Below are 24,128 nucleotides of genomic sequence, written 5' to 3' on the forward strand. Positions count from 1 at the left end.
GAATGCAGGAATCGTGGCTGGTTTGAAGGTGAATGGGCGGTCGCACGAGATCTCCGCGACCCCGGGCACGACCCTCCTTGCCGTCCTGCGCGGCACTTTGAACCTTAAAGGGGCAAAAGAAGCCTGCGGTCGCGGCGAGTGCGGCTCCTGCACCGTTCTGATCGACGGCGTGCCGGTCATGGCCTGCCTCACCCTGGCCGCTCGCGTGCGCGGCGAGGTGACGACGGTCGAAGGCCTGGTCGAGGAATTCGAGGACCTGCGCGAAGCCTTTGCCGATTTCGGCGGCTTCCAGTGCGGCTTCTGCACCTCGGGCCAGCTCGTTCGCGCCGCCGCCCTGCTGCGGGCCGGCCTGCCGGCGACACGGGAAGAGGCGGAACGCGTCATCCGCTATGAGATGTCGGGCAATATCTGCCGCTGCACCGGCTACAACGGCATCGTCGATGCCATCTGGGCCACGGTGGAGAAGCGCCGTGCCCGCCAGCGGGTCGCGGCATGAGCGAATCTGTTCTGGGCCGCAGTATCAGGCCGCTCGACTGGGAAAAGTTCACCTCAGGCCGCTTCACCTATATCGGCGACCTCGCGCCCGAGGGATTGCTGGTCGGCCGCATCCTGCGCTCGACGCACGCCCATGCGCGCATCGTGTCGGTCGACACGAGCCGCGCACAGGGCATGCCGGGTGTCCACGCGATCATCACCGCCCGGGATTTCCCCGAAGGCGCCCGCTACATCCATGACGGCGCCGCCGACAGGACGCCGCTCGCTGTCGATGTCGTGCGCTTCGTGGGGCAGGAGATCGCGGCGGTGGCGGCGGAGACCGCCGAGCAGGCCCAGGCCGCGCTGGACCGTATCGAGGTCGTGTACGCGCCGCTGCCGACCGCCTTCACGATCGACAAGGCAATGGAAGAGGATGCGCCCGTCCTGCACGAGCGGCCGACCGGCCTTGCCAACATTGCCTACAGACTGGTCCGCCGGTGGGGCGACATGGCGAAGGTCAAAGCGGCCACCTCCCTCAGCGTCACAGGCCGATACTGGTTTCCGCCCCAGACCCATGTCTGCATGGAAACCAACGCGACCGTCGCCCTGTGGAAGGACGACGGCACGCTTCATATGTGGACGGGCACGCAGGCGCCGTTCTTCGTCGCCAAGGAGATGGCGCAGCTCCTGAAGCTCGACCAGTCCCAGGTCATCCTGCACGAGGTGGGCATCGGCGGCGCCTTCGGGGCGAAATCGCGCATCGCCGAGCACGAGGCGATCACCGCCGTCCTGGCGCGCGAGGCGAAGCGACCGGTGCGCATCGCCCTGACCCGCGCCGAGGAATTCGCCATGACCAAGACCCGGCATGGCTGGCGGACCGAGCTCACCTTGCACGCCGACGATACGGGATTAGTGCGGGCGGTCGACAGCACCATCAAGGTCGACAACGGCGCCTATGTGCACTCCGGCTGGAGCGTGATGTCGTCCGGTCCCAAGGCGCTCGGCACGCTCTATCGGGCCGAGGCGTTGGCGATTGATGCCTTGCTGATCGACACCAGCAAGCAGCCGGGCGGGCAGTTCCGGGGCTATGGAACGACACAGGCGGTCTATGCCCTGGAATCGCTTCTCGACGATCTCGCCGAGAAGCTCGGCATCGACCCGATCGAGCTCCGGCTGCGCAACGCCAACCAGCCCTTCAGCGAGACGCTGCAGGGCGCGCGCCTCCAGACGGCGCGCCTGGCCGAGTGCCTGAACGCGGTGCGCACGGCACTCGATTGGAACGCGAAGAAGAAGCAGCGCCGCCCCGGCCATGGCCTCGGCATCGCGTCGGGCTTCCATTCGTCCGGCACCTACGCCTTCCCGGGTTCCAACCGCAACGACAGCGTGATTGACCTCGATACCGAGGGCGGCGCCCTGATCCGCTTCGGCGGCGCCGACACCGGCACCGGCCAGCGCACCATCCTGACCCAGATCGTGGCGCACAATCTCGGCCTGCCGCTCGAGAAGATCCGCATCATCTCGATCGACAGCGACAAGACGCCCTACGATCTCGGGGCCTGGGGTTCGCGCGGCACCTACTATTCGGGCCACGCTGTCCTCAAGGCATGCCGGACCATCATCGAGCGGCTGTCGACCGTCGCGGCGCGCGAGCTCGGCAACCTGCCGATCCGCTTCGAGGACGGGCACGCCGTCTCCGACGCCGGCCGCGTGTCCATTGCCCGGCTGGTGGAACGGCATCCCGACACGGTCGACGGCATCCTCAGCACCGAAGTGTCCTATATCGACGAGACCTCGCAGCTTCTCGACGAGAATGGGCGCGGCAATTTCTCGGGCACCTACAGCTTTGCCGCGCACGGCGCCGAGGTCGAGGTCGACCTCAGGACCGGCAAGCTGCGGATCGTCGATTTTGCCGCTGCCCACGACATAGGCACGGCGCTCAATCCCGTGATGGTACATGGCCAGATCGCGGGCGGCGTGCAGATGGGCGGCGGCGCCGCCTTCGGCGAGGAGATGATCCACGAGCAGGGCCGCACCGTGAATCCGGCGCTGATCAACTACGCGATGGCGCGCGCCGGCGACCTGCCGCATATCCGCACGATACTGGTCGAGGGCGGCGATCCCGTCGGCCCGCACGGCGCCAAGGGCGTTGGTGAGCTGTGCAACACGCCTCCCGCCCCGGCCATCGCGAACGCGGTCTATGACGCGACCGGCGTGCGCGTCCACGAGCTGCCGGTGACGCCCGACAAGATCATGAACGGGCTCGCCCAGAAGGAAGGCCGGCGGCGCGACCACCAGCTCTGGCGGCGCCCCACCCGCTGGTGGATCGCGTTCATCCGATGGCTCTATCCGCGCGGGCTGCTGAAGCTGCTGCATGCCCATCGCCTGCGCCAACCGGCACCGCAGCGTCCTCCCGCGATCGATCGCATCGACATGCCGGAGAGCGTCGATGCCGTCGTGGCGTCGCTCAAGACCGGCGGCATCCCGCTGGGCGGCGGCACGGATATCCTGCCCGGCCGCCAGCAGGGACTGGGGGCCGGCGGCCACTTTGCCTCGCTGCTCGACGTGCCGGAGATGAAGGGCGTGCGGACCGAGGCCGACGGCTCCCTCGTGCTCGGCGCCGCGACGACCCTGGCCGAGGTTGCGCGGGCGACCGCGGGAGTGCCGCTCCTTGCGGAGACGATCGCCACCATCGCTTCCAGCCAGATCCGCGCCATGGCGACGGTGGGCGGCAACCTGCTGCAGGGAAAGCGCTGCTGGTTCTATCGCAACGGCTTCAATTGCTACAAACGCGCCGGCCTCACCGCGCCCTGCTACGCCATCGCGGGCGATCACCGCTTCTATCACGCCGCGATCGGCGGCCATCGCTGCCAGGCGGTGACGCCCTCCGATCTCGCGACGGCGCTGGGCGCCCTCGACGCCGTGGCCGTGATCGCCGGCCGCTTCGGCCGCCGGACGGTGCCCATCCTCGCCCTCTATTCCGGCCCGGGCGAGACGGTGCTGGGACACGAGGACGTGCTGGTCGAGATCCGGATACCCGCCGCGGCACTCCAGCGCCGCGCCCGCTTCGAGAAGCTCGGCCTCTGGGAAGGCGATTTCGCCGTCGCCTCCTGCGCGCTCTCCTATCTCGAAGGCAGCGATGGGCGCTGGCGCGACATCAGGATCGTGCTCGGCGCCCTGGCGCCGACTCCCTGGCGCGCCACGGATGCCGAGCGCGCCCTCGAAGGCACGCGCCCCACGCTGGCCGAGCTGCGCCGCCATCTCGACCGGCAGCTCGACCGCACGGCCCATCCGCTGGCGCGCAACGGCTGGAAGCTGGACGCCGCCGCCGGTCTCGCCGAAAACGCCGCGGAACGCCTCCTGGAGAAGACCGCATGAGCAAGGCCCTGGCCCCCCTCGTCCCGCTTGAAGACACCGCCGCCGAAACCAGCCTGAGCGACCTCGCCTATGAGCGGCTGCTCGATCTGATGCTGTCGGGCGAACTGCCGGGCGGCACGCCGCTGCAGGAACGCAAGCTCGCGCTCCGGCTCAACATCTCGCGCACGCCGATGCGCGAGGCACTGGCGCGGCTGGAAAGCCGGGGCCTCGTCGAGCGTCATCTCAATCGCTACCTGATCGTGCGCCGGCTCAGCCTGCGCGAGTTCGTCGAGGTGCTGAACGTTCGCAAGCTGCTCGAATCCGAGGCAGCCGCGCTGGCGGCCGTGCGCGTGCCCCTGACGGAGATCGCGGCCGCCCGCCAGCAGATCGCCGCCGTCCAGGCGGCGCCCGACGCGCAGAACGGCCGCGGTTGGGCCATCGACGAATCCCTGCATGCGATGATCGGCGATCATTGCGGCAACGAGATCCTGGCCAAGACCGCCCTCGAACTGAGGCAGCGCACGCACATGTTCGAGACACGCAGCGTGCCCGGCCGGCTGCACGACAGTTGCGCCGAGCATCTGGCGCTGCTGCAGGCGCTCGAGAACCGCGACGCCAAGGCCGCCCGGCGGTTGATGGCGGAGCACATCGAAAACGTGAAGACGAGCACCATCGAAAAGCTGACGGGCCCCTAGGTAATGTTCATCACCATCGAGAAAGTCTCCAAGACCTACGAGACCCGCGGCGGTCCGATCCGCGCCCTCGAAACCGTCGATCTCACGATCCGCGAGGAGGAATTCGTCTCCATCGTCGGGCCGAGCGGCTGCGGCAAGAGCACGCTCCTGATGCTGCTGTCGGGCCTGGTCGGCCATTCGACGGGCAGCATCACCATCGGCGGCAAGAAGGTGACCGCGCCCTATACCGATATCGGCATCGTCTTCCAGCAGGACGTTCTGCTCGAATGGCGCACGATCCTGCAGAACGTGATGCTACAGGCGGAGGTACGCGGCCTCGACCGGCGTGCGCTGAAGGACCGAGCGCTGCATCTGCTCGAGCTGGTGGGCCTCAAGGGCTTCGAAGGCATGTATCCGCACGAACTGTCGGGCGGCATGCGCCAGCGCGCCTCGATCTGCCGGGCCCTGCTGCACAGCCCGCCGCTGCTGCTGATGGATGAGCCGTTCGGCGCCCTCGACGCCCTGACGCGCGACCAACTCAACATCGACCTGCTGCGCTTCTGGCAGGAGAGCCCGACGACCGTGCTGTTCATCACCCATTCGGTGTCGGAAGCGGTGTTCCTCAGCGACCGGGTCATCATCATGTCGCCGCGCCCCGGCCGGATCGAGGAGATCGTCGACATCGACCTGCCGCGGCCGCGCCGCATGGCGATGCGCGAGCAGCCGCGCTTCATCGAATACAGCCGGCGCATCGGCCGCGTGTTCGAATCGATCGGCATCCTGCGCGAGGAATAGGCAATGAAGTTCCTCCGCCGTATCGAAATGCCCTGGGCGCTGGTGAGCGGCCTCGCCTTCTTTGCCGTCTGGCAGATCGCCGTCGTGGCCCTGAACGTACCGGCCTACCTGCTGCCGACGCCGACCGCCATCGTCGGCGACATGATCAAACACTGGAGCCTGCTGTCGCAGCATGCGCTGGTGACCCTGTCGGAGATCGGCATCGGCTTCCTGGTCTCGCTCGGCATCGCCATGCCGCTCGCCGTGCTCTTCACCTACTCGCGTATCTTCGAGAAGCTGTTCTATCCGCTGATCGTGGGCACGCAGACTATCCCCAAGGTCGCGGTCGCGCCGCTCTTCCTGGTGTGGTTCGGCTTCGGCCTGACGCCCAAGATCATCATCGTGACCCTGATGACCTTCTTCCCGATCGTCATCAACGCGGTGGTCGGGCTGAAGTCTCTGAACTTCCAGACCGTCTATCTCGCCCAGTCGATGGGCGCGAGCGCCTGGCAGGTGTTCTGGCACTTCCGACTGCCCAACGCCCTGCCCAGCATCTTCGCCGGCCTCAAGGTGGCGAGCGTCCTCGCCGTCATCGGTGCCATCGTCGCGGAGTTCGTCGGCGCCGACAGCGGCCTGGGCTATCTCATCGTGGTGGCCGCGACCGACCAGAACGTGACCCGCCAGTTCGCGGCCATCGCCTTCCTGTCCGCGGTCGGCATCCTGTTCTTCTGGTTCGTGGGCTTCCTCGAACGCCGCCTGCTGCCCTGGCACTCCTCGATCCGCCGCGACGAGAAGACGTCGTAAGAAGTGAAGGACTAAGCCAGGACGCCCTCCGTATAAGCCACGTCCGAGGTCGTGCAGCGGCGGAAGTCGCGCGGGTATTGCGGGTCCCATTCGCGGCCGCGATGCAGGGTGCAGCGATTGTCCCAGATCACGAGATCGCCAACCCGCCAATTGTGGATGTAGACGAACTCGCGTTGCGTCACCCTCTCCGTCAGGTCGCGCAGCAGGACACGGCCTTCTGGCACCGGCATGCCTTCGATGTGCGAGGCATGGCTGCCGAGATAGATCGATTCGCGGCCCGACTCTGGATGGCGGCGGATCAACCTGTGCTTCACCGGCGGCCAGGCCGCGTGTTCCTCGGGCGAGAAATCGTCGAAGCCCATCTGCATGCGCGCCGTCGTGTAATCGTGGATGGCGACCATGTCGCGCAGCCGCGCCTTCAGCTCCTCGGGAAAGGAGTCGTAGCCCGACCGCATGTCGGCGAATTCCGTCTCGCCGTCGCGCGGCGGGATCTGGCGGGCATAGAACATCGAGAGCGCGGCCGGTACCCGGCGGAAGGAGCTGTCGGTGTGCCACAGCCGGTTGCCCAGAGCGAACAGGCGGCGGCGATCGTTGAGGCCGCGCACGTTGTTCTCGCCGTCAAGGTTGGTGATGTCGCTGATGACGGCGGCGATGCCTTCGGCGCGGTTGCCCTTGCGGATGGCGTTCAGCGAAATCTCCAGCTCGCCGAAGCTGTTGGCAAAGCGCATGTGGCTCTCGTCGTTGAGAGACTGGCCGCGAAACAGCACGATCGCATAGGTGCTGATCGCCTCGCGGATGGCGGCGACGGTCGCCGCGTCGAGCGGCTGGGCGACGTCGACGCCGCCGATCTCGGCACCGAACAGCGGATGAAGCGGAGTGATCTCCAGAGCCAAGTGGACCTCCCAAGTGTTCTAAAGCGGATCGCGGAAACCGGCGGGACAGAAGGCCGGCGAGCACATCTCGTCGGCGGTGCGGCCGAGCGCATCGGAATTGTGCCAGGCGGCCCACATCGATTCGCCGGCCGCCTGCGCGGCGGCGCGGATCGCCGCCAACTCCAGGCCGGGAATGCGCTTGTCCTGCATGCGGACCTTGCCGGCGACGATGACGGTATCGACGTCGTCGCCGATGCCGCATTCGACCACCGCCTGGATCGGGTCCTTGAACGGCCCCATGCGCAGGGTGCCGCCGCCCGTCAGGTCGATCAGGATGATGTCGGCCCGCGCGCCGGGCGCCAGCTTGCCGAGATCGTCGCGGCCGAGCGAGCGGGCGCCGTTCAGGGTCGCGGCGCTGAACACGTCGGCGCTGGTCGCCGACTTGTAGTCGTGGCTCATCGTCTTGCCGTGATACGAGGCGTTGCGCATGTTCATGATCATGTCGCGCGGATAGGTGTCGGTCCCCAGGGCGATGTTGATGCCGAGCTCGCTGTAGCGCCGCCAGTTGTCGAGGACGCGCGCGCGCCGGATGATGTTGATGGCGCAATGGGAAATCGAGACCCGGGTCTCGCCCATCAGCTTCAGGTCACGCGCGCCGGGATAGTTCAGCCGCACGCTGTCGGACGGCAGGTTGCCGTGCCCGATGTTGAGCGTCGGCCGCAGCAGATCGAGCTCGTGCAGGATCTCGATCGGCGTCTTGCGATGCTCGCGCAGCACCTCGTAGAATTCGAGGATGCTGTAGGCCGCATGCGTCGCGATCGGCAGCCCCGTCTCGTCGGCATAGTCGCGGGTGCGCCGCAGCAGGTCGATGCTGGTGGTCTCGACCTCGCGAGGGACCAGGATGCCGTTGATCAGGCCCCCGCCTGCACCATGGTTCTTCGCGATCCATGCCTTGGCACCCTCGAACTGGCGAAGGCCGGCCTCCTCGTCGAGCATGCGCTTCAGCCGGCCGTCCTGGTCACCGACCCAGCGGCCGGAATCGTAACCCGGTGCCAGGTATCCCCGCACGCCGAGCGCCAGGCATTGCGCCATCAGCGCGTCCTGTATGAGCGGTCCGGCGCCGTACTCGACGAAGGTGGTGATGCCGTTGCGCAGCAGCTCGGCCACGGTGAAGAGCGCATGGAACTCGCGCGCCGCCGCGGCGCCCGGCTCGTCGGGGCCAAGATAGCGAACGTCGCCCTCGATGCGCGTGCCTTCCTTCGGGACACTGATCTCGAGGAAGGGCTGGCCGAAATAATCGCTGCGACCGGCACTGCTGATCAGGCGATGGGCCGCGCGATGGCCGGAATGGACATGCGTATCGATGAAGCCGGGCGAGACGAGCTTGTCGGTGGCATCGATCGTTTGATCGACGGTACCGTCGAAGGCCGGACCGACATAAACGATCGAATCGTCCTCGAAGACGACCTCGTGCCCTTTATCCAGCGTGTGATGGCCCGCCTGATGGCCGACCACCCAACCGCCTCGAATCAACGTCCGCATGCCGCATCGCTAGCGATCCGGGGGCGTCACCGTAAAGATCAGTTTTTAGGCCGGCTTGGACGAACTTTTCGCAGAGGTTCCGGCCGGCGCCGGCGATCGCGCTTCGGAGCGCCAACGCGCCAGCTCCGTCCCCAGTTCCTTCAGCAGGAGGGACGCCGCCATGTTGGGCACCCCTTCCTGGGGGATGCAGCAGCCGAGGACCGCCGAGGCGATGCGAGCGTCCCGCACGGGTACATAGACCAAGTCCGGACGCGCCGGATCGGGGCCGGAAAAGAGCGAGACCTGACAACCAATGCCGAGTCCGCGCGCCACCATGAGGGCGATGAATTCGAAGGAATTCGTGGTGATGCTGAACACCGGCTTCACCGCCATGCGCGCGAACAGCTCGTTGAAGATGCGCCGGGTCATGGAATCGCTGCTGGGCATGATGAAGCGCTCGTCGACGAGGTCGACTACCCGCACGGAGGCGCGCTTGGCGAGAGGGTGCTTGCGATGCACGGTCACGCAAGTCATCAGGTCGTAGGACAGCACCTTCTGCAGCCCGTCCGTGGCCTCGAGCGCATAGCCCAGGATGATGTCGAGCTCGCTGCGCAGCATCATGTCGGACAGGCGATTCGAGTTACCGACCGTGATGTCGTAGGTGATGCGCGGATACTTCTTGCCGAAGGTCTCGATAAAGGTCGACAGGAAGTCACGTGTCATGGTCTCGTTGACGCCGAGCCGCACGTTGCCGGTGTGCATGCCCTGCAGCACGTCGATCTCGACCCTTGCCGTGCTGAGTTCCCTCATCGCACGGCGCAACCGGTAGAGCAGCGCCTCTCCGGCCGCCGTGAGGCGAAGCCCGGCCCGCTCGCGGATGAACAGCTTGGTCCCCAGCTCCTCCTCGAGGAGCTGGATCTGGCGCCGGATCGCGGAGCCGGCGATGTGCACCTTCTCTTCGGCGACCTGGAAGGAGCCGTAGCGGGCCACTTCGTAGAAGTAGCGCAGCGCCGCCGTGTTGACGAAATGGGGCAGGAGTCCGAGGGCCATGGCGGACGATCCTACTCCATGGGCCGAGGTTCCGTACCCTCTGCCGTCTCGCCCGAGACCGGCGGACGCGACCGCTGCCAGCCGGCCGCCTGTTCGTAGGCGTGACCGGCCTGCAGCAGGGTCAGCTCGTCGTTCCGCCGCGCCACGAGCTGGAAGGCGAGCGGCAGTCCCTGGCGGCCGAAGCCGCAGCAGACCGAGAGGGCGGGATTGTCGCTGACATTGAACGGGATGCCGTAGCTCGGCCGCTCCAGGAAGCCCCACTTCGACACCGCGTCGATCGGGATCGCCTCGCCCGGCTGGATCGCCGTCACCAGGAGATCGTGCTCCCCGAAGGCGGCATCGAGCATCGCGGTCAGATGCACCCGGTGGTCCTTCGCCTCCAGATATTCCGTGGCGTCGATCAGCGCGCCCAGCAGGAGTGGCTCGCGGACCTGGTCGCCGTACAGGTGCCCCCGCTCGCGCAGCCACCGTTCGTGGACGGCGAAGGCCTCGGCCAGCAGGATGATCATGCCGACCGCGTTCCATTCGCCGAGCGGCGGCAGGACGACGTCGCGCACGCGGCAGCCCATCGCCCGGAACACTTCGAGCGCGTCGTCGATCGCGGTCACGCCATCGACGCTGATCGGCGCGTCCTTTTCGAAGAAGTGCCGGACGACGCCGATGCGGAGCCCGCGCAGGTCGGCACCGAGCAACGGCAACCGGTCCGGCGACAGCCAGGGCACGCCGGTCTCGGGCGTGGGCGTCATGGCGGCGAACAGGGTGGCGCAATCCTCGACTGTCCAGGCGAGCATGCCCACCGTGTCGAGGCTCTGGGCCAACGGGAAGACGCCCGCCGTGTCGATGCGCTGGCGGGTCGGCTTCAGTCCCGCGACCCCGCACAAGGCGGCGGGGCTGCGCACGGAGCCCGCCGTGTCGGTCCCGATGGCACCCAGCACCATGCCTGTCGCCGCGGCGACGGCCGCGCCGCTCGACGAACCGCCGGCGAAGCGGCTGGTGTCCCAGGGATTGAGCGCCGGCGGTCCGGGCAGTCCCCAGGAGGGCGTGCCGAAGGCGAACTCGTGCGTCGTGAGCTTGCCGACCATCAGCGCGCCGGCATCGACGAGCCGCTTCACGACCGGCGCATGGTGGGCCGGCACGTTGCCCTGCAGTTGCCGGGACTGCGCCGTGGTGGGAACGCCCGCCACGTCGATCACGTCCTTCACGCCGATCGGAATGCCGTGCAGCGGCCCGCGCCAGCGGCCCGCCTTGATCTCGCGTTCCGCCGCCTGGGCCGCGATGCGCGCGCTGCCGCAGGTGCGCGTGACGAAGGCGTGCAGGTTCCGGTCACAGGCCTCCAGCCGGTCCAGGCAGGCTTCCAGCAGGGCGAGCGGGCTCATGGTGCCGGCGCGGATCGCGCGGGCCGCATCCGTGAGCGAAGGAATCGGTTTCATGACCGGCGCGACGGAGACCGGGTCGCGGCCAAGCGCACCGTCTCCTTGAGCTGCTGCAGCCGGTCGGACGCCGCCACCAGTTCGACCGCCTGCTGCTCCGACAGCTCGATCCCGCGCGCCTTGAACTGCGCGGCTACGCGCGCCAGGCGGTCGGCGGCATCGACCGCGAGGCGCGGGTCAGGCGCTGCCATCGCGGGCTTTCTGCCAGGCGCGATAGTCGGCCAGCGCCGCTTCGCCCGGCGGGTAGAGACCGACGATGCTGCGGCCCTTGCTCACTTCCTCGGCGGCGAAGGTTTCGTAGCCGGTCTGTTCCCAGGCCGTCTCCGCCACCTTGTCGGCCAGCGCGGCCGGGATCACGACGATGCCATCGCGGTCGCCCACGATGATGTCGCCCGGATAGACCGCGATGTCGCCGCAGCCGATCGGCACCTGGACTTCCGCCGCCTGCAGATAGCCGAAGCTCGGGGTCGGCACGGTCGCACGCTGATAGGCCGGGAAGCCCAGCGCCTCGATGTCGGCCGTGTCGCGAAAGCCGCCATCGGTGACGATGCCGGCACAGCCGCGTGCCTTCAGCCGGCCGATCAGCAGGTCGCCGCAGGAACAGCCGCGCAGTTCGCCGCGCGTGTCCATCACCAGCACATGACCGGGCGGGCATTCCTCGAAGGTGCGCTGGTGCAGGTTGGCGGCGGTGCCGTAGCTCGCCTGGTCGCTGACATCCTCGCGCATCGGCACGAACCGCAGCGTATAGGCCTCGCCCACCATACGCGGCTGGTCCTGCGAGAGCGGGCGGATGCCGAGCGGGCACACGCGCTTCACGCCCAGGCGGTACAGCACGGTCGAGAGCGTGGAGATGCTCACCTCGTGGAGGCGGGACCGGTTGAGCGCACTCAGGCTCATAGCGGGATGGCGAGCAGCGTGTCGACTTGCGAGGAATCGAGGACGACCGTTCGCGAGCGCAGCAGGCATCGTTCGCCCTGGCTCACGAAATGGTCGCGATAGACGCCGGCCGCGAACAGGCTCTGCCGCCCGTCGAGCATGGTGCGGACGCACATGAAGCTGGTCTCCAGCCGCAAGCCCTCGCCGGCGGCAGCAACGGCGCGGGAATCCGAGAGGATGTGCCGGTAATAGTGCGGCTCGAAGACATTGGCCTCCTCGATCGCCTCGACCCGGTCGTAGAGCATGGCGTGGTTGTCGCACAGCATGATCGAGAGAGGCATGCCCTGCTCCTCGTTCTGCCGCGTCGTGATGCGGTAGAGGCAGGGATCGGTAAAGAAGGTCGGCCATTCCGACAGGCGTCCGTCGTCGATGGCATAGGCATAGTCGACCATGAGACGCCTGGCCTGCGCCTCCGACACGGTTCCCGACTGCACGATCGTGTCCATGATCAAAGCCCCATCAGGGCGCGATAGCCCGTCCAGAAGCCGCGCACGCTGCCCTCGGACACGCGCGATCCCGGGATCGGCTCGATGCCGTGTCCGCCCATCTCGATCACCGCCGCCTTGTCGAGATCGCCGGCGATGCCGCGCTGGACGAGGCCGCCGATCATGCCGTCTTCCATCGCGATGAGCCCGGCCGGTCCCATCATGTTAGCCTGCTTCAGGCGGCCATTCAGCTTGCGCTCGTCGTCATCCTCGAAACCGAAGGCGGTCCAGCGCAGTTCCGATTCGTGCGTTCCCTTCGGCACGATCGTGCGCACGGCCAGGCAGTTGCGAAGCTGCTGCAGGACGAAGTTCGGGAAGATCGTCTGGATCGTCATGCTGACGCCGTCGCCGAAGTCGTCCCAGATGTCGGTCATCGACGTGTCGCGCAAGCCGTGCCCGTAGGCCGTGAGCTCGCCCGAGCGCAGCGCCTTGTCCTTGTAGACCGCGTCGCCCTGGTCGGTGCTCATCTTGGAGTAGCTGATGTGCGACCAGCCGCGCGAGCCCATGACGATGCCGCCTTCCATCGTTAGCCGGTCCTGCTTCATGACGCCGTTGAAGGCGTGCAGGATCGACGCGTGATAGGGATCCTTCACGTTCTCGATGTAGAGCTTCCAGTTCGACGGCAGCTTCTGGCTGTATTGCCCCAGCACGCGCAGCTTGCGGCCGCAGACGCGCTTGATGTTGGCGATCAGGTCGGCGCCGACATACTCCTCGAACGGCGGCGTCTCGTCGCTGAAGGTGCCGAAGATCAACCCGCTCAGTCGATGCACGCGCATCTTCTGCAGGCCGTTCTCTTCCTTCTTGAAGGTCGACGCCATGCCGCCCTTGCCCGCGACGCCGCGCTCGAAGGCAGCCGACAGCATCTTGCCGTTCAGCGCGAAACACCAGTTGTGATAGATGCACAGGAAGCGGCTGGTCTTGCCGCGCGGCAGATAGGCGAGCGGCGTGCCCTTGTGCGAGCAGCGATTGACCAGCGCCTCGACGCCGCCATCGGCCTGTCGGACCACGATGACCGACGTTTCGCCGACCTGCGCCAGCACATACATGCCGGTGTCGGGGATCTGCGCTTCGAGTCCGAGGAAGTGCCAGATCGGCCCCCGGAAGATCGCGCTTTCCTCGCGTGCGGCGATTTCGGGACTCGAATAGACGCCGTAGGGAATGCGGCGAACGCCTTCTTCAGGCCAGCTGATTTCAGAGGAGGTTTCTACAGTCATGAGGGCCAAGACCTACCGCGTCGGGACAGAGCGTAAAGATCATATTTTCGGCAGCGCCGGGCGAAATATTCGAAGCGACGTGCAGGGACGGATTGGACAAACTGGCTCGCCCACAATGGCACCATAGATGCAACGAGCGCGCGAAGTTCACCTCCCGGAGAAGCCGTGACCCTGCCGCTTTTTGACTATGTCGCTCCGCGCTCCCTCGGCGACGCGTTGTCGATCCTCGGCACCAGCGGAGAGGCCGCACGGCCGCTGGCCGGTGGGCAGAGCCTCATGCCCATCCTTGCCTTCCGTCTCGCGTCGCCCGAGTTGCTGGTCGACCTCCGTCATCTCGATGAATTGCGCCGTATCGAGATCGGCCCCGAGGCGACGATCCTGGGGGCGCTGGTGCGCTGGTGCGAAATCGAGCACAGCAGCGCACTGGCGAACGCCCATCCGTTGCTGACCGCCGCGGTCTCGCACATCGCGCATTACCAGATCCGCAATCGCGGCACCGTGGGCGGCAGCCTTGCTCATGCCGATCCTGCGGCGGAACTGCCCGGCATCGCCGTCGCCTGCGATGCGATGCTCACCATCGCCAGCGCAAAGGGACGGCGCAGCCTGCCCGCCGCCGATTTCTTCCTGGCTCCTCTCACCACGGCGCTGGAACCGGACGAGCTGATCGTCGGTCTGAGATTGCCCGCCTGGCCGACGGGCCGCCGCTGGGCCTTTCACGAGTTCGCGCGGCGGCGCGGCGACTTCGCCATCGCCGGCGTGGCCTTGCACTACGATCTCGATGCGGCCGGCCAGGCGATGGACGCCCATGTCGGTGTCTTCGGCGTGGGCCCGACGGCGCTGCGTCTGGCCGAAGCCGAAGCAACACTGAACGGACAAATCGTGGATGGGGCCACAATCGGCGCCACCGCGGCCGCCGCCCGGCAGGCCGTCGACCCTGAGGACGATCTCCATGCCAGTGCCCGCTATCGCCGGGCGCTGGTCGGCACCTTGGTCGAGCGCGCCCTGCAGGACGCCGCAACGCGTGACGTCCCATGCTGATCCGCCTCGAGGTCAACGGCACTCCCATCGAGCGCGAGGTCACGCCGCGGCAGACATTGGCCGAGTTCCTGCGCTCGACCCTGCGGCTCACCGGCACCCATGTCGGCTGCGAGCACGGCGTGTGCGGCGCGTGCACGGTGATCGTCGACGGCGAGGCTGCGCGATCCTGCCTGATGCTGGCGGTGCAGGCGGACGGCAGCCAGGTGACGACGGTCGAGGGGATCAGCCCCGCCGAGGGGCTGAGCCCGCTGCAGTCGGCCTTCCGACGCCAGCATGCGCTGCAATGCGGTTTCTGCACGCCGGGCATCCTGATGACGTTCCATGCGCTGTTCGCGTCCGAACCCGAGGCCGATGAAGACCGTATCCGCGAAGTCCTGTCGGGCAACATCTGCCGCTGCACCGGCTACGTCGCGATCGTCGCGGCCCTGCTGGAAGCCCGCGACGCCTACGCCAGGCCGGTGGCGACGTGAGCCGGCGCAACAACTATGTCGGCAGCCCCGTCGAGCGCATCGAAGACCCGCGCCTGCTGCGCGGCGAAGGCCAGTATGTCGGCGATCTCGCGGTGCCCGGGATGCTGCACGCCGCGATCCTGCGTAGTCCCGTGGCGCATGCGCGGATCACCGGCATCGATGCGGCCGCCGCCCTGAGCTGTCCCGGTGTCCGCGCCATCCTGACGGCGCGCGACATCGCGGGCGACGTGCCCACGATCAACACGCGCGTTCTCGCCGTGCCGGCCATCGCGCCCTTCGCCCAGCCGGTCATCGCCCACGACAGAGTGCGTTACGTCGGCGAGCCGATCGCCGTCGTGGTCGCCGCCAGCGCCGGCGAGGCCGAGGATGCGGTCGGCCTGATCGACGTGACCTTCGATTTCCTCGAACCCGTGGTCGAGGCCCGCACGGCCGCCGAGGCGGCGCCGCTGTTCGACGGCCAGAGCAACCACGCCATCACCTACACGGCCGTCCGGGGCGAACCCTCGACCGAGCCGGACCTCTACCGGCGCCGCGAAAGCTTCTTCATCCATCGCCATACCGGCGTGCCGATGGAGCCGCGCGGCTTCCTCGCCGAATGGGACGATGCGCTGGGCCGCCTGAAGGTCAGCGGGGCGGCCAAGATACCCTTCACCAATCGCCGCACCCTCGCCGCCATGCTGGGCATGAGCGAACAGGCGATCGACATGATCGAGATGGATGTCGGCGGCGGCTTCGGCATCCGCGGCGAGTTCTATCCCGAGGACTTCCTCATCCCCTTCGCCGCCCGCCACCTGCGCGCCGCCGTGCGCTGGGTCGAGGACCGGCGCGAGCATCTGCTCGTCACCAGCCATTCGCGCGACATGCATGCCACGCTGGAACTCGCCTGCCGGCATGACGGCACCATCGTCAGCCTGCAGGCCGAGATCCTGGTCAATGCCGGTGCCTATGTGCGCGGTTCCGCGCCGGTCGGACCGCGCAACGTCTCGCAGTTCCTCTCGGGCCCCTATCGCATACCGCATATCGACATCGCCACGCAGGTCGTGGTGACCAACAAGGCGCCGATGGGCGTCTATCGCGGGCCGGGCCGCATGGAAGCCGACTTCTTCCGCGAACGCCTGTTCGACATCGTGGCGGGCGAGCTGGGCCTCGACCCGGTCGCCTTCCGGCGGAAGAACCTGGTCAGCTCGGCTGAGATGCCCTACCCGGTCGCCACCCTCTCCTCGCCCGAGAAACGCGACGAATACGACAGCGGCGACTATGCCCAGGCGCTGACGCGCTGCCTCGATGATTTCGGTTGGACCGCCAAGTGGCCCCTGCAGGGCCGCGACGTCGGCGGGCGCCGCCATGGCATCGCCGTCGGCTGCTTCATCGAGGGCGGCGGCATCGGACCGAAGGAGACCGCGCGCCTGATCGTCGAGGCCGACGGGACGATCTCGCTCAATGTCGGCTCGGCTGCGATCGGGCAGGGCCTGGAGACGTTCTGTGCGCAGATTGCGGCCGACGCGCTCGGCCTGCCCATCGAGCAGCTGCGCGTGCGGCACGGCTCGACGACGCTGCTCGAAGAGGGATGGGGCGCCTTCCACTCGCGATCGGTCGTCATGGGCGGCTCGGCCATCCTCGACACGTCGGCGAAGCTGCTGGCGGAGATCCGCGCCCGTGCGGCGGCCTGGTTCGGCTGCGCGCTCGAAGAGGTGACGCTGATCGATGACACCGCCCGCGTCGGGACCGGCCTTTCAGTGCCCTGGCACGAGTTGCGCGGCGACGGCTTGGTCGTCGACGGTGCCTTCCTGAACCATCGTCATACCTATTCCTACGGCGCCCATGCCGCGCATGTCGCGGTCGACCTGCGGACCGGTCATGTCGAGGTCGTGGACTATGTCGCCATCCAGGATGTCGGGCGGATCATCAATCCGCTGACCATGCGCGGGCAGATGACCGGCGCCATCGTGCAGGGACTGGGCGGCGTCTTCCTCGAGGAGCTGCGCTACGACGCGCAGGGCCAGCTCCTCACGGGGACGCTCGCCGACTACCTGCTGCCGACATCGCTCGACTTTCCGGTCATCCGGGTCGCAGCGACGGAGAATTCACCCTCGCCGGTCAATCCGCTCGGGGCCAAGGGCGCCGGCGAAGGCGGGATCATCCCGGTCGCCGGCGTCATCACCAATGCCGTATCCGCCGCCCTGCGACCGCTCGGCGTGGAGATCCATACCCTGCCGCTTTCGCCGTCGCGTCTCTGGGAGCAGATCGCCGACGCAAGCCCCGCCGACGCCGGCGAGGTTGCGCCCGCAGTCAGTGGATGAGCTTGCCCAGGATCGCGTCGACCAGCGCGAGATAGCGCGGCGTCGACCGGATGGCGTCGGTGCGGGGCCGCGGCAGGTCGATCTTTACCTCGCTCTCGATACGGCCGGGACGCGGCGTCATGATCAGCACGCGGTCGCTCAGGAACACGGCTTCGGCGACGTCGTGGGTGACGAACAGCACCGTCTTGCGGTTGGCGTCCCACAGTTCGAGCAGCAGGTGGTGCAGCTTCTGGCGCGTCAGCGCGTCGAGCGCGCCGAACGGTTCGTCCATCAGCATGATCGGCGGCTTGAACGACAGGGCGCGGGCGATCGACACGCGCTGCCGCATGCCGCCCGAGAGCTGGCGCGGATAGAGGTTCTCGTAGCCCTTGAGGCCGACCCGCTCCAGCAGCCGCATCGCCTCCTCGCGGCGCGGGACCGTCGCCTCCGCCATCACTTCCGACGGAAGCATCACATTGTCGATCGCCGTGCGCCACGGCAGCATCACGCTTTGCTGGAAGACGAAGCCGAAGCGGCGCGCCAGCCGCGCCTCGTTGGGCGTTTCGCCGTCGATGTCGATCGTGCCGCCGGTCGTGGCAATGAGGCCCGCGATCAGGCGCAGGATCGTCGACTTGCCGCAGCCCGAGGGACCGACGATCGACACGAACTCACCCGCCCGTACGTCGGTGCTGAAATCCTCGACGGCGACGACCTTGCCGCCCTTGCCGTCGAAGGTGATGCCGACATTCTTGAGCCGCATCAACGTGCGGCCAGCGGCTGCCGTATCGACCGGGCTCATGGGATGATGGCCGTCCATCACAACGGCACCAGCTGGCGGCTGCCGCCATCGCCGAAGCGGCTCAGCACGATGTGCTCGAGCCAGACCACGGCGCCGTAGAGCAGCAGGCCGATCAGGGTGATCTCGGTCAGCGCGGCAAACAGCAGGTCGGTCTCGAGATTCACGTTGGCGCGGATCATGAGGTAGCCGAGTCCGCGATCCGAGGCCACGAACTCGCCCACCATCGCCCCCACGACGCTGAGCAGCGCCGCCATCTTCAGCGCGGGAAAGAAGAACGGCAGCGCCGTCGGCAGGCGGATCTTCCAGAAGATCTGCGCCTTGCTGGCGGCGATCGACTCCATCAGCTCGATCACGTCGGCCTCGGCCGACTTCAGTCCCACGATCACGTTCACCAGGATCGGAAAGAAGGCGATGGTCCCCACGATGATGATCTTGGGCGTGAGCCCATGGCCGAACCAGATGAGGAAGAGCGGCGCCAGGGCCACCTTGGGCAGGACCTGGAGCACGACGATCAGCGGTTCGAGCAGGCGCTGCAGCCAGCGTGAATAGGCGATCAGGATGGCCAGCACGAAGCCGCTGGTCACCGCGGCGACGAAGCCCACCAGGATCGAGGACAGCGAGTACCAGCCGTTGGTGAGCAGGATGCCGGAGGAATCCACGAAGCGCTCGGCGATCTGCAGCGGCGACGGCAGGATGTAGGCCGGCACCCCGGTCACATCCGTCAGCACCTCCCAGACGATCAGCAGCAGCACGAAAGGCAGGGCATTGCGGCCCTGCTCGACGACGAAGTTTCTGCTCATGGCATTCTGATCATTGCGGTCCGGTCATTGCGTTCCGGTTAGGGCGTAACGTTCACGAAGCGGCCCTTCGGATCGACCTTCTTCTTGATCGTCCCGAACTTCATCAGATTGTCGATCGTCTCGTTCCAGCCGGCTTCGGTCTGCACCGGGATCTTGCGCCCACCCTCGCCCGGCACGGTCATCAGTTCGATCAGCATCGGCATTTTGGCCGCCTCGTGCTCGATGCTGATGTTCTTGTTGGCGGCGGCGAGGGCCGCGATCGCGGCCTTCGGGTCCTTGATGTTGAGTTCCAGGCCCTTCAGCGACGCGCGCACGAAGCGCTGCACCAGGTCGCCGCGCTTCATCGCCTTCTCGCCGGCCACGATCACCTGGCTGTAGAGATGGAAGTAATCCTTCACGTCGAACCGGATGACCTCGAAGCCCTGCAGCTTGAACACCGGATCGTTGAAATTATAGGTGTGGATCATGTCCACCGCGCCGCTCATGAACTCGCGCGTGCCGGGAATGGTGACCGGGATCTCCTGCATCTCGCAGGTCACGCCCGCGGCCTTCAGCATCGCCTTGGTCTGACCGTAGGTCGCGCTCTGCATGTAGACGCCGAACTTGCGGCCGCAAACATCCTGCGGCTTGGTGATGCCCGATCCCTTGGAGACGAAGATCGTGGTCGGCGTCTCGGGGAACTGCAGGTGCACCGAGGTGATGGGGATGCCGACTTCCCAGGCGCGGACGAGGCCGCCGCCGTCGACGAAGCCGAAATCGATATCGCCGTTGCCGAGCAGCTTGATGACCGTCGCTCCGCCGTCGCCGGGGATGATGTCGAGGTCGATGTTCTCCGCCGCGTAGAAGCCCTTCTCCTTGGCGAGATAGACGAAGGCGTGCGCCGCCGTGGGAATCCAGTCGAGGCGGATGGATGCCTTGTCCTGCGCCGCCGCGCCGCCCGTCATCACCGCGAAGGCCGCCGCCCATGACATCAATTTCTTGATCATCGCCCGCACCCCCGACCGAAAAGCAGAACCCGTTTCGTGCCCCAAGCGCTCCGCGTCATGCAGCAAGATGCATGCCGCCAAGAGCCATCCCACTGTCTCGACCTCCGCGCGCTTCCGGCACGACAGCGTCGATGCAGACGAACTAACCGTGCAAGCCGAGCGAGGGTAAAGATCAGTTTTTCGGGCGACCGCAGCGAAATTTTAGAGCTTCTCGATGCGTCGATCGCTGGCATGCTTCATGCCTCGCGATGCGCAAGCGGCGCGCCTCCGCACAAGGAGCAGCATGACAACCAGGATCGACAACGAGCAGCTCACCGCCGTTGGACCCGGCACGCTGATGGGCAACCTGATGCGCCAGTACTGGATGCCGGCGTTCCTGTCCTCCGAGATCGAGCCCGACGGCCCCCCGCTGCGCCTCATGCTACTAGGCGAGAAGCTCATCGCCTTCCGCGACAGCACCGGCCGCATCGGCGTGCTCGACCATCGCTGCCCGCATCGCTGCACCTCGCTCTTCTTCGGACGAAACGAGGAAGGCGGATTGCGCTGCGTCTATCACGGCTGGAAATTCGACGTCTACGGCAACTGCCTCGAAATGCCGAACGTGCCGGCGGCACAGGATTTTCGTGCCAAGGTGAAGGCGCGTGTCTATCCGTCGCGCGAGCGCGGCGGCCTCGTCTATGTCTACATGGGCGAGCGCAAGGTGCCGCCGCCGCTGCCCGAGATCGAGGTCACGCTCTGCCCGATGGAGGAGACCGCGGTGAGCTGCCGCCAGCGCGCCTGCAACTGGCTGCAGGCGCTGGAGGGCGATCTCGACACCTCGCATTTCGGCTTCCTCCACGGCGGCAGCATCGATCCCGCCGACATCGCGCCCGACAATCCCGACCGTTTCCAGATCCTCGACCGCGCGCCGCTGTTCCACGTCAAGGAGACCGCCTGGGGTACCGCCGCCGCTTCGTACCGACCGGCCGATGCGGGACAGCTCTATTATCGCTTCGCACAGTTCGCGATGCCGTTCTGGACGCTCTATCCCAACGGTCCACTCGACGACAACATCGTCGCCGACGTGTGGGTGCCGATGGACGACACCCACACGATGATGTTCAACATCACGTGGAAGAAGCGCCGGCCGCCGCTGGCGCTCATGAAGGACGGCAAGCCTTTCGCCGGGCTCGGCCGCATCCCGAAGCTGCAGCCCAACACGGCCGACTGGTACGGGCGCTGGCGGCTGGCGGCCAGCGCGGAGAACGACTACCTGATCGACCGCGACATGCAACGCACCCAGAGCTTCACCGGCATCGAAGGCGTGGCCCAGCAGGACATGGCGATGACCGAGAGCATGGGCGGCATCGTCGACCGGACGCTGGAGCATCTGTCGCCCTCCGATCGCATGATCACCGTGACGCGGCGGCGGCTGCTGAACGCGGCGCGGGCGCTGGCGGAGACCGGGAAGATCCCGCCGCTCGTCGACGATCCCGAAGCGGTCCGCGGTGCGCGGGCCGGCGACCTGCTCGCCCCCGCGGACCGGCCATGGCCGGAGATCTACGAAGAGGCACTGAGCGAAGCGCGCGATCCGACGGAGCGGCTTCATGCCGCCGAGTGACACGCAGACCCTGCCGGCAACCCGCGGCGCGGCGTTCAGGCTGGCCGAAGGACAGGCGATCGCCGTCATCAACACGCACGGCAGCCAGGTGGTCGACACCTGGGCCTTCTGCGCCGACGATATCGGCCATCACATGTCGATGCAGCACACGCGGGCGCACACGACGCGCCTCATGCCGGCGGCCGGATCGATCCTCTACACCAACCGGCGCGAGCCGATCCTGCGGCTGGAGGCCGATACGTCGGCCGGCGTGCACGACACGCTGATCCCCGCCTGCGACCGCTGGCGCTACGAGCTGCTCGGCCATGTCGGCTACCATCGCAACTGCTGCGACAACATGCAGGAGGCGCTGGGGACGCTAGGCCTGCGGGCGTCCTATGTTCCCGCGCCGCTCAACCTGTTCATGAACATTCCCGTCGACGAAACCAACGCGCTGAGCTTCGAGGCGCCGACCTCGAAGCCGGGCGACCGCGTCGTGCTGCGCGCGCTGCGCGACTGCATCGTCGTGCTGTCGGCCTGTCCGCAGGACATGGTCCCGATCAACGGCGCCAGCATGACGCCGATGGATGTCGAGGTCTCTCTCGTGCCACTCGGTCAGTCGGCGTAACGCCGACTTCATGCACCGCGCTGGAAAAGCGCAAGAGCATTATCACGTTCAACCGCGGACAATTGATCGGCAGACAAGCCCAACCTGCCGAGACTCTCAATCGACGCGGCCGTGGTGTCTTCGGGAGCAAACGGATAGTCCGAACCGAACAGAATCTGGCGATGGTCGACCAACTCGGTCAACGCGGCGAACGAATACCTGTTCGCCGAGAGGGCCGTGTCGAAATAGAGCTTCTTCAGCATCGCGATCACGCCCGGTTTCAGGATCTCCCGGTTCGCCGGTATTCGCTCGAGACGCGCAATGCGCTCCGCGAGGAAGGGGACAGTTCCTCCGGCGTGCGAGAAAATGAACCGTATGTTGGGGCATCGCTGGAAAATGCCGCTCATCATCAAGCTCACGATTGCCCGCGTCGTATCGAAAGGAAAATCGATCGTCGCCGCCGGCACTCCCGCGATGTGACAGGAACAGGGCCCCACGTCCGGATGCACGAACACGACGGCCCGACGCCGGTCGAGTTCCCGGAAGATGGGCTCGAACGAGGGGTCGCCCAGCAGGCGCTGGCCGTAGCTCGTCAGCAGGCCGATGCCGTCGGTGCCCGTCTCGTCGAAAACGCGCGATATTTCCGCGAGCGATTGCTCCACGTAGGGCAACGGAAGGAAGGAGAAGGTGCCGAAACGCCCGCCGTAATCCTTGCGGATACTTGCAGCGTCGTCGTTGAACGATCGAACGATCGCAGCGGTCTCCGCTTCCGGAAGGCCGGAAACGCCCGGCGCCGACATCGAGGTGTACGCCTTCTCGATGCCATGGCGGTCCATGACCTCGATGGCGATCTCGGGCGTCCATTTCGGCGCCTTGCCCGAGACGAGCAATTGGCCGATCGCCGCTTCTCCCACAGCCTCGACATATCGCGGCGGCAGGATGTGATGATGGACGTCGATGCGATGAGGGGCCGGCATTTCGGCTACGCGTCGAACATTGCCACGCAATCGATCTCGACGTTGACGCCCTTGCGATGGGGCGTGCCGCCGACGCAGGTGCGCGTCACCCTGTCGTTCTCGAAATAGCTCCTGAAGACTTCGTTGAAACGCGGAAAATCGTCCACGTTGCGCAGCACGACGCGGACGTTGACGACATTTGCCAACGTTGCGCCGCCGGCGTCGAGCACGCTCAGGAGATTATCGAGAGTCCGGCGCGTCTGCACCTCGATGTCTCCTTCCACGACGAGGCGCGTGCCGGGATCGAGAGGTCCCTGCCCCGACACGAACAGCATGTTGCCGAACCGGATCGCCTGGGCAATCGGCGGCGGCTTCTGCAGATCGGTGAATCCGGTGGTCGGCGCATTGCTGGATGTGACGAACTGTTTGGGCATGGGCTGGTCCTTCGTGGAAATGAATGGCCTGGAGCGGAGTCCGATCGAATTCTGGATGTCGCGGGAGCCGCGCCCTAGGGCGCCGGCATCACGGTGCCGCAGTCCTTGCAGGTCCGTGCCGCGACACTGTCGAAGAAGCGCTTGTAGGCCTGCGAGACGGGGTCTTTCCTGTAGTCGTCGACGACGAAAGTCTCCTCATGGAGAAATCCGCCGCACTTCTGGCAATACCAGTGAAAGCGGTCGATTTCGCCGGCTCGCCGTTGCCGCTCGAGGATCAGGGCGAATGCATCCGGCGGGAAGCGCGGCGAATGCGGTGTCCGCGCCGGCATGAAGTTCGTCGAGCCCTCCGGAATGACGGCGATCTCCTCTTTTCCCTCGGGCGTCCGGTAATGCAGGTTCATGGTCCCCTTGATCATGTAAGTGACCTCGTCACTTTCATTGACATGGAACTCGCTGCGATACTCCCGGCCTCGCGCGACGAACGCCAGGGATTCCGGCTCCTGCCACAGGACCTTCACGCGTCTGCCGCTCGTCGCCAGTTCCTCGGTGATCTCCGCAAGCTTCAGCACGTCCAGCTTTTCCATGAGCGCCT

The 24,128-nt window shown here is 66.8% G+C and carries 24 protein-coding genes; 10 read left to right on the forward strand and 14 right to left on the reverse strand.

Annotated features, from left to right (window positions below):
• The first annotated feature begins 13 nt into the window (after positions 1-13).
• The 5 genes from AC1ROX_RS23225 to AC1ROX_RS23245 are packed head-to-tail and all read left to right on the forward strand — an operon-like array spanning position 14 to position 6,080.
• Positions 14-496 (forward strand): (2Fe-2S)-binding protein, encoded by a 483-nt coding sequence (locus AC1ROX_RS23225; protein ID WP_493129591.1) that lies wholly within the window; start codon positions 14-16, stop codon positions 494-496.
• Positions 493-3,849, forward strand: a complete 3,357-nt coding sequence (locus AC1ROX_RS23230; RefSeq protein WP_493129593.1) for a molybdopterin cofactor-binding domain-containing protein — start codon at positions 493-495, stop codon at positions 3,847-3,849. Before AC1ROX_RS23225 ends, AC1ROX_RS23230 begins: the two co-directional genes overlap by 4 nt.
• Entirely contained in the window at positions 3,846-4,523 is a 678-nt protein-coding gene (locus AC1ROX_RS23235; RefSeq protein WP_493129595.1) for a GntR family transcriptional regulator, read from the forward strand. Before AC1ROX_RS23230 ends, AC1ROX_RS23235 begins: the two co-directional genes overlap by 4 nt.
• A 3-nt stretch (positions 4,524-4,526) precedes the next feature.
• Entirely contained in the window at positions 4,527-5,297 is a 771-nt protein-coding gene (locus tag AC1ROX_RS23240) for an ABC transporter ATP-binding protein (RefSeq protein WP_493129597.1), read from the forward strand.
• A 3-nt stretch (positions 5,298-5,300) separates the two neighbouring features.
• Complete coding sequence (locus tag AC1ROX_RS23245) at positions 5,301-6,080, forward strand: ABC transporter permease (RefSeq protein ID WP_493129599.1); 780 nt, start codon at positions 5,301-5,303, stop codon at positions 6,078-6,080.
• A gap of 11 nt (positions 6,081-6,091) precedes the next feature.
• Here the strand turns inward: AC1ROX_RS23245 and AC1ROX_RS23250 are convergent, their stop codons facing one another.
• The 8 genes from AC1ROX_RS23250 to AC1ROX_RS23285 are packed head-to-tail and all read right to left on the reverse strand — an operon-like array spanning position 6,092 to position 13,588.
• A complete protein-coding gene (locus tag AC1ROX_RS23250) occupies positions 6,092-6,973 on the reverse strand; it encodes a TauD/TfdA dioxygenase family protein (protein WP_493129601.1) in 882 nt (293 codons plus the stop codon).
• An 18-nt stretch (positions 6,974-6,991) separates the two neighbouring features.
• A complete protein-coding gene (locus tag AC1ROX_RS23255) occupies positions 6,992-8,494 on the reverse strand; it encodes a chlorohydrolase family protein (protein ID WP_493129603.1) in 1,503 nt (500 codons plus the stop codon).
• A 45-nt stretch (positions 8,495-8,539) separates the two neighbouring features.
• Complete coding sequence (locus tag AC1ROX_RS23260; RefSeq protein ID WP_493129605.1) at positions 8,540-9,523, reverse strand: LysR family transcriptional regulator; 984 nt, start codon at positions 9,521-9,523, stop codon at positions 8,540-8,542.
• An 11-nt stretch (positions 9,524-9,534) separates the two neighbouring features.
• Entirely contained in the window at positions 9,535-10,953 is a 1,419-nt protein-coding gene (locus AC1ROX_RS23265; RefSeq protein ID WP_493129607.1) for an amidase, read from the reverse strand.
• The gene (locus tag AC1ROX_RS23270) at positions 10,950-11,144 is read right to left on the reverse strand and encodes a hypothetical protein (protein ID WP_493129609.1); all 195 of its coding nucleotides are present in this window, start codon (positions 11,142-11,144) and stop codon (positions 10,950-10,952) included. The genes AC1ROX_RS23265 and AC1ROX_RS23270 overlap by 4 nt, the downstream gene beginning before the upstream one ends.
• On the reverse strand, positions 11,131-11,850 hold the full coding sequence (locus tag AC1ROX_RS23275; RefSeq protein WP_493129611.1) for a ribonuclease activity regulator RraA: 720 nt from the start codon (positions 11,848-11,850) through the stop codon (positions 11,131-11,133). Before AC1ROX_RS23275 ends, AC1ROX_RS23270 begins: the two co-directional genes overlap by 14 nt.
• Positions 11,847-12,335 (reverse strand): aromatic-ring-hydroxylating dioxygenase subunit beta, encoded by a 489-nt coding sequence (locus tag AC1ROX_RS23280; RefSeq protein WP_493129613.1) that lies wholly within the window; start codon positions 12,333-12,335, stop codon positions 11,847-11,849. The genes AC1ROX_RS23275 and AC1ROX_RS23280 overlap by 4 nt, the downstream gene beginning before the upstream one ends.
• Positions 12,336-12,337: 2 nt before the next feature.
• Positions 12,338-13,588: an aromatic ring-hydroxylating oxygenase subunit alpha gene (locus AC1ROX_RS23285; protein WP_493129615.1), complete on the reverse strand. Its 1,251-nt coding sequence runs from the start codon at positions 13,586-13,588 to the stop codon at positions 12,338-12,340.
• Positions 13,589-13,753: 165 nt separating this feature from the next.
• Between AC1ROX_RS23285 and AC1ROX_RS23290 the strand changes: the two genes are divergently transcribed.
• The 3 genes from AC1ROX_RS23290 to AC1ROX_RS23300 are packed head-to-tail and all read left to right on the forward strand — an operon-like array spanning position 13,754 to position 17,396.
• A complete protein-coding gene (locus tag AC1ROX_RS23290) occupies positions 13,754-14,626 on the forward strand; it encodes an FAD binding domain-containing protein (RefSeq protein WP_493129617.1) in 873 nt (290 codons plus the stop codon).
• Positions 14,620-15,096, forward strand: a complete 477-nt coding sequence (locus AC1ROX_RS23295) for a (2Fe-2S)-binding protein (RefSeq protein ID WP_493129619.1) — start codon at positions 14,620-14,622, stop codon at positions 15,094-15,096. The genes AC1ROX_RS23290 and AC1ROX_RS23295 overlap by 7 nt, the downstream gene beginning before the upstream one ends.
• Positions 15,093-17,396 carry a xanthine dehydrogenase family protein molybdopterin-binding subunit gene (locus AC1ROX_RS23300; RefSeq protein ID WP_493129621.1) on the forward strand — a complete coding sequence of 768 codons (2,304 nt, stop codon included), beginning with the start codon at positions 15,093-15,095 and terminating at the stop codon, positions 17,394-17,396. The genes AC1ROX_RS23295 and AC1ROX_RS23300 overlap by 4 nt, the downstream gene beginning before the upstream one ends.
• On the opposite strand, the gene AC1ROX_RS23305 is transcribed toward AC1ROX_RS23300, so the two are convergent.
• Genes AC1ROX_RS23305 through AC1ROX_RS23315 form a run of 3 tightly spaced genes read right to left on the reverse strand, consistent with a single transcriptional unit; the run spans position 17,386 to position 19,960 of the window.
• Positions 17,386-18,174, reverse strand: coding sequence for an ABC transporter ATP-binding protein (locus AC1ROX_RS23305; RefSeq protein WP_493129623.1), 789 nt, complete (start codon positions 18,172-18,174; stop codon positions 17,386-17,388). The genes AC1ROX_RS23300 and AC1ROX_RS23305 overlap by 11 nt on opposite strands.
• 17 nt (positions 18,175-18,191) lie before the next feature.
• The gene (locus AC1ROX_RS23310) at positions 18,192-18,974 is read right to left on the reverse strand and encodes an ABC transporter permease (protein ID WP_493129625.1); all 783 of its coding nucleotides are present in this window, start codon (positions 18,972-18,974) and stop codon (positions 18,192-18,194) included.
• A gap of 38 nt (positions 18,975-19,012) precedes the next feature.
• Positions 19,013-19,960 carry an ABC transporter substrate-binding protein gene (locus AC1ROX_RS23315; RefSeq protein WP_493129627.1) on the reverse strand — a complete coding sequence of 316 codons (948 nt, stop codon included), beginning with the start codon at positions 19,958-19,960 and terminating at the stop codon, positions 19,013-19,015.
• 283 nt (positions 19,961-20,243) lie between these two features.
• Here AC1ROX_RS23315 and AC1ROX_RS23320 point away from each other — a divergent pair, with 283 nt between their 5' ends.
• Positions 20,244-21,560 (forward strand): Rieske 2Fe-2S domain-containing protein, encoded by a 1,317-nt coding sequence (locus tag AC1ROX_RS23320; RefSeq protein WP_493129630.1) that lies wholly within the window; start codon positions 20,244-20,246, stop codon positions 21,558-21,560.
• The gene (locus tag AC1ROX_RS23325) at positions 21,547-22,167 is read left to right on the forward strand and encodes a DUF1989 domain-containing protein (protein WP_493129632.1); all 621 of its coding nucleotides are present in this window, start codon (positions 21,547-21,549) and stop codon (positions 22,165-22,167) included. The genes AC1ROX_RS23320 and AC1ROX_RS23325 overlap by 14 nt, the downstream gene beginning before the upstream one ends.
• An 8-nt stretch (positions 22,168-22,175) precedes the next feature.
• Here AC1ROX_RS23325 and AC1ROX_RS23330 read toward each other — a convergent pair whose 3' ends face one another.
• From AC1ROX_RS23330 to AC1ROX_RS23340, 3 genes are all read right to left on the reverse strand, one after another.
• Entirely contained in the window at positions 22,176-23,123 is a 948-nt protein-coding gene (locus tag AC1ROX_RS23330) for an amidohydrolase family protein (protein WP_493129634.1), read from the reverse strand.
• Positions 23,124-23,128: 5 nt separating this feature from the next.
• Positions 23,129-23,536, reverse strand: a complete 408-nt coding sequence (locus AC1ROX_RS23335; protein ID WP_493129636.1) for a RidA family protein — start codon at positions 23,534-23,536, stop codon at positions 23,129-23,131.
• 74 nt (positions 23,537-23,610) lie between these two features.
• Positions 23,611-24,120 carry a 3-hydroxyanthranilate 3,4-dioxygenase gene (locus tag AC1ROX_RS23340; RefSeq protein ID WP_493129638.1) on the reverse strand — a complete coding sequence of 170 codons (510 nt, stop codon included), beginning with the start codon at positions 24,118-24,120 and terminating at the stop codon, positions 23,611-23,613.
• Positions 24,121-24,128: the final 8 nt, after the last annotated feature.

Source organism: Reyranella sp. GW821-FHT14A01 (assembly GCF_058803965.1).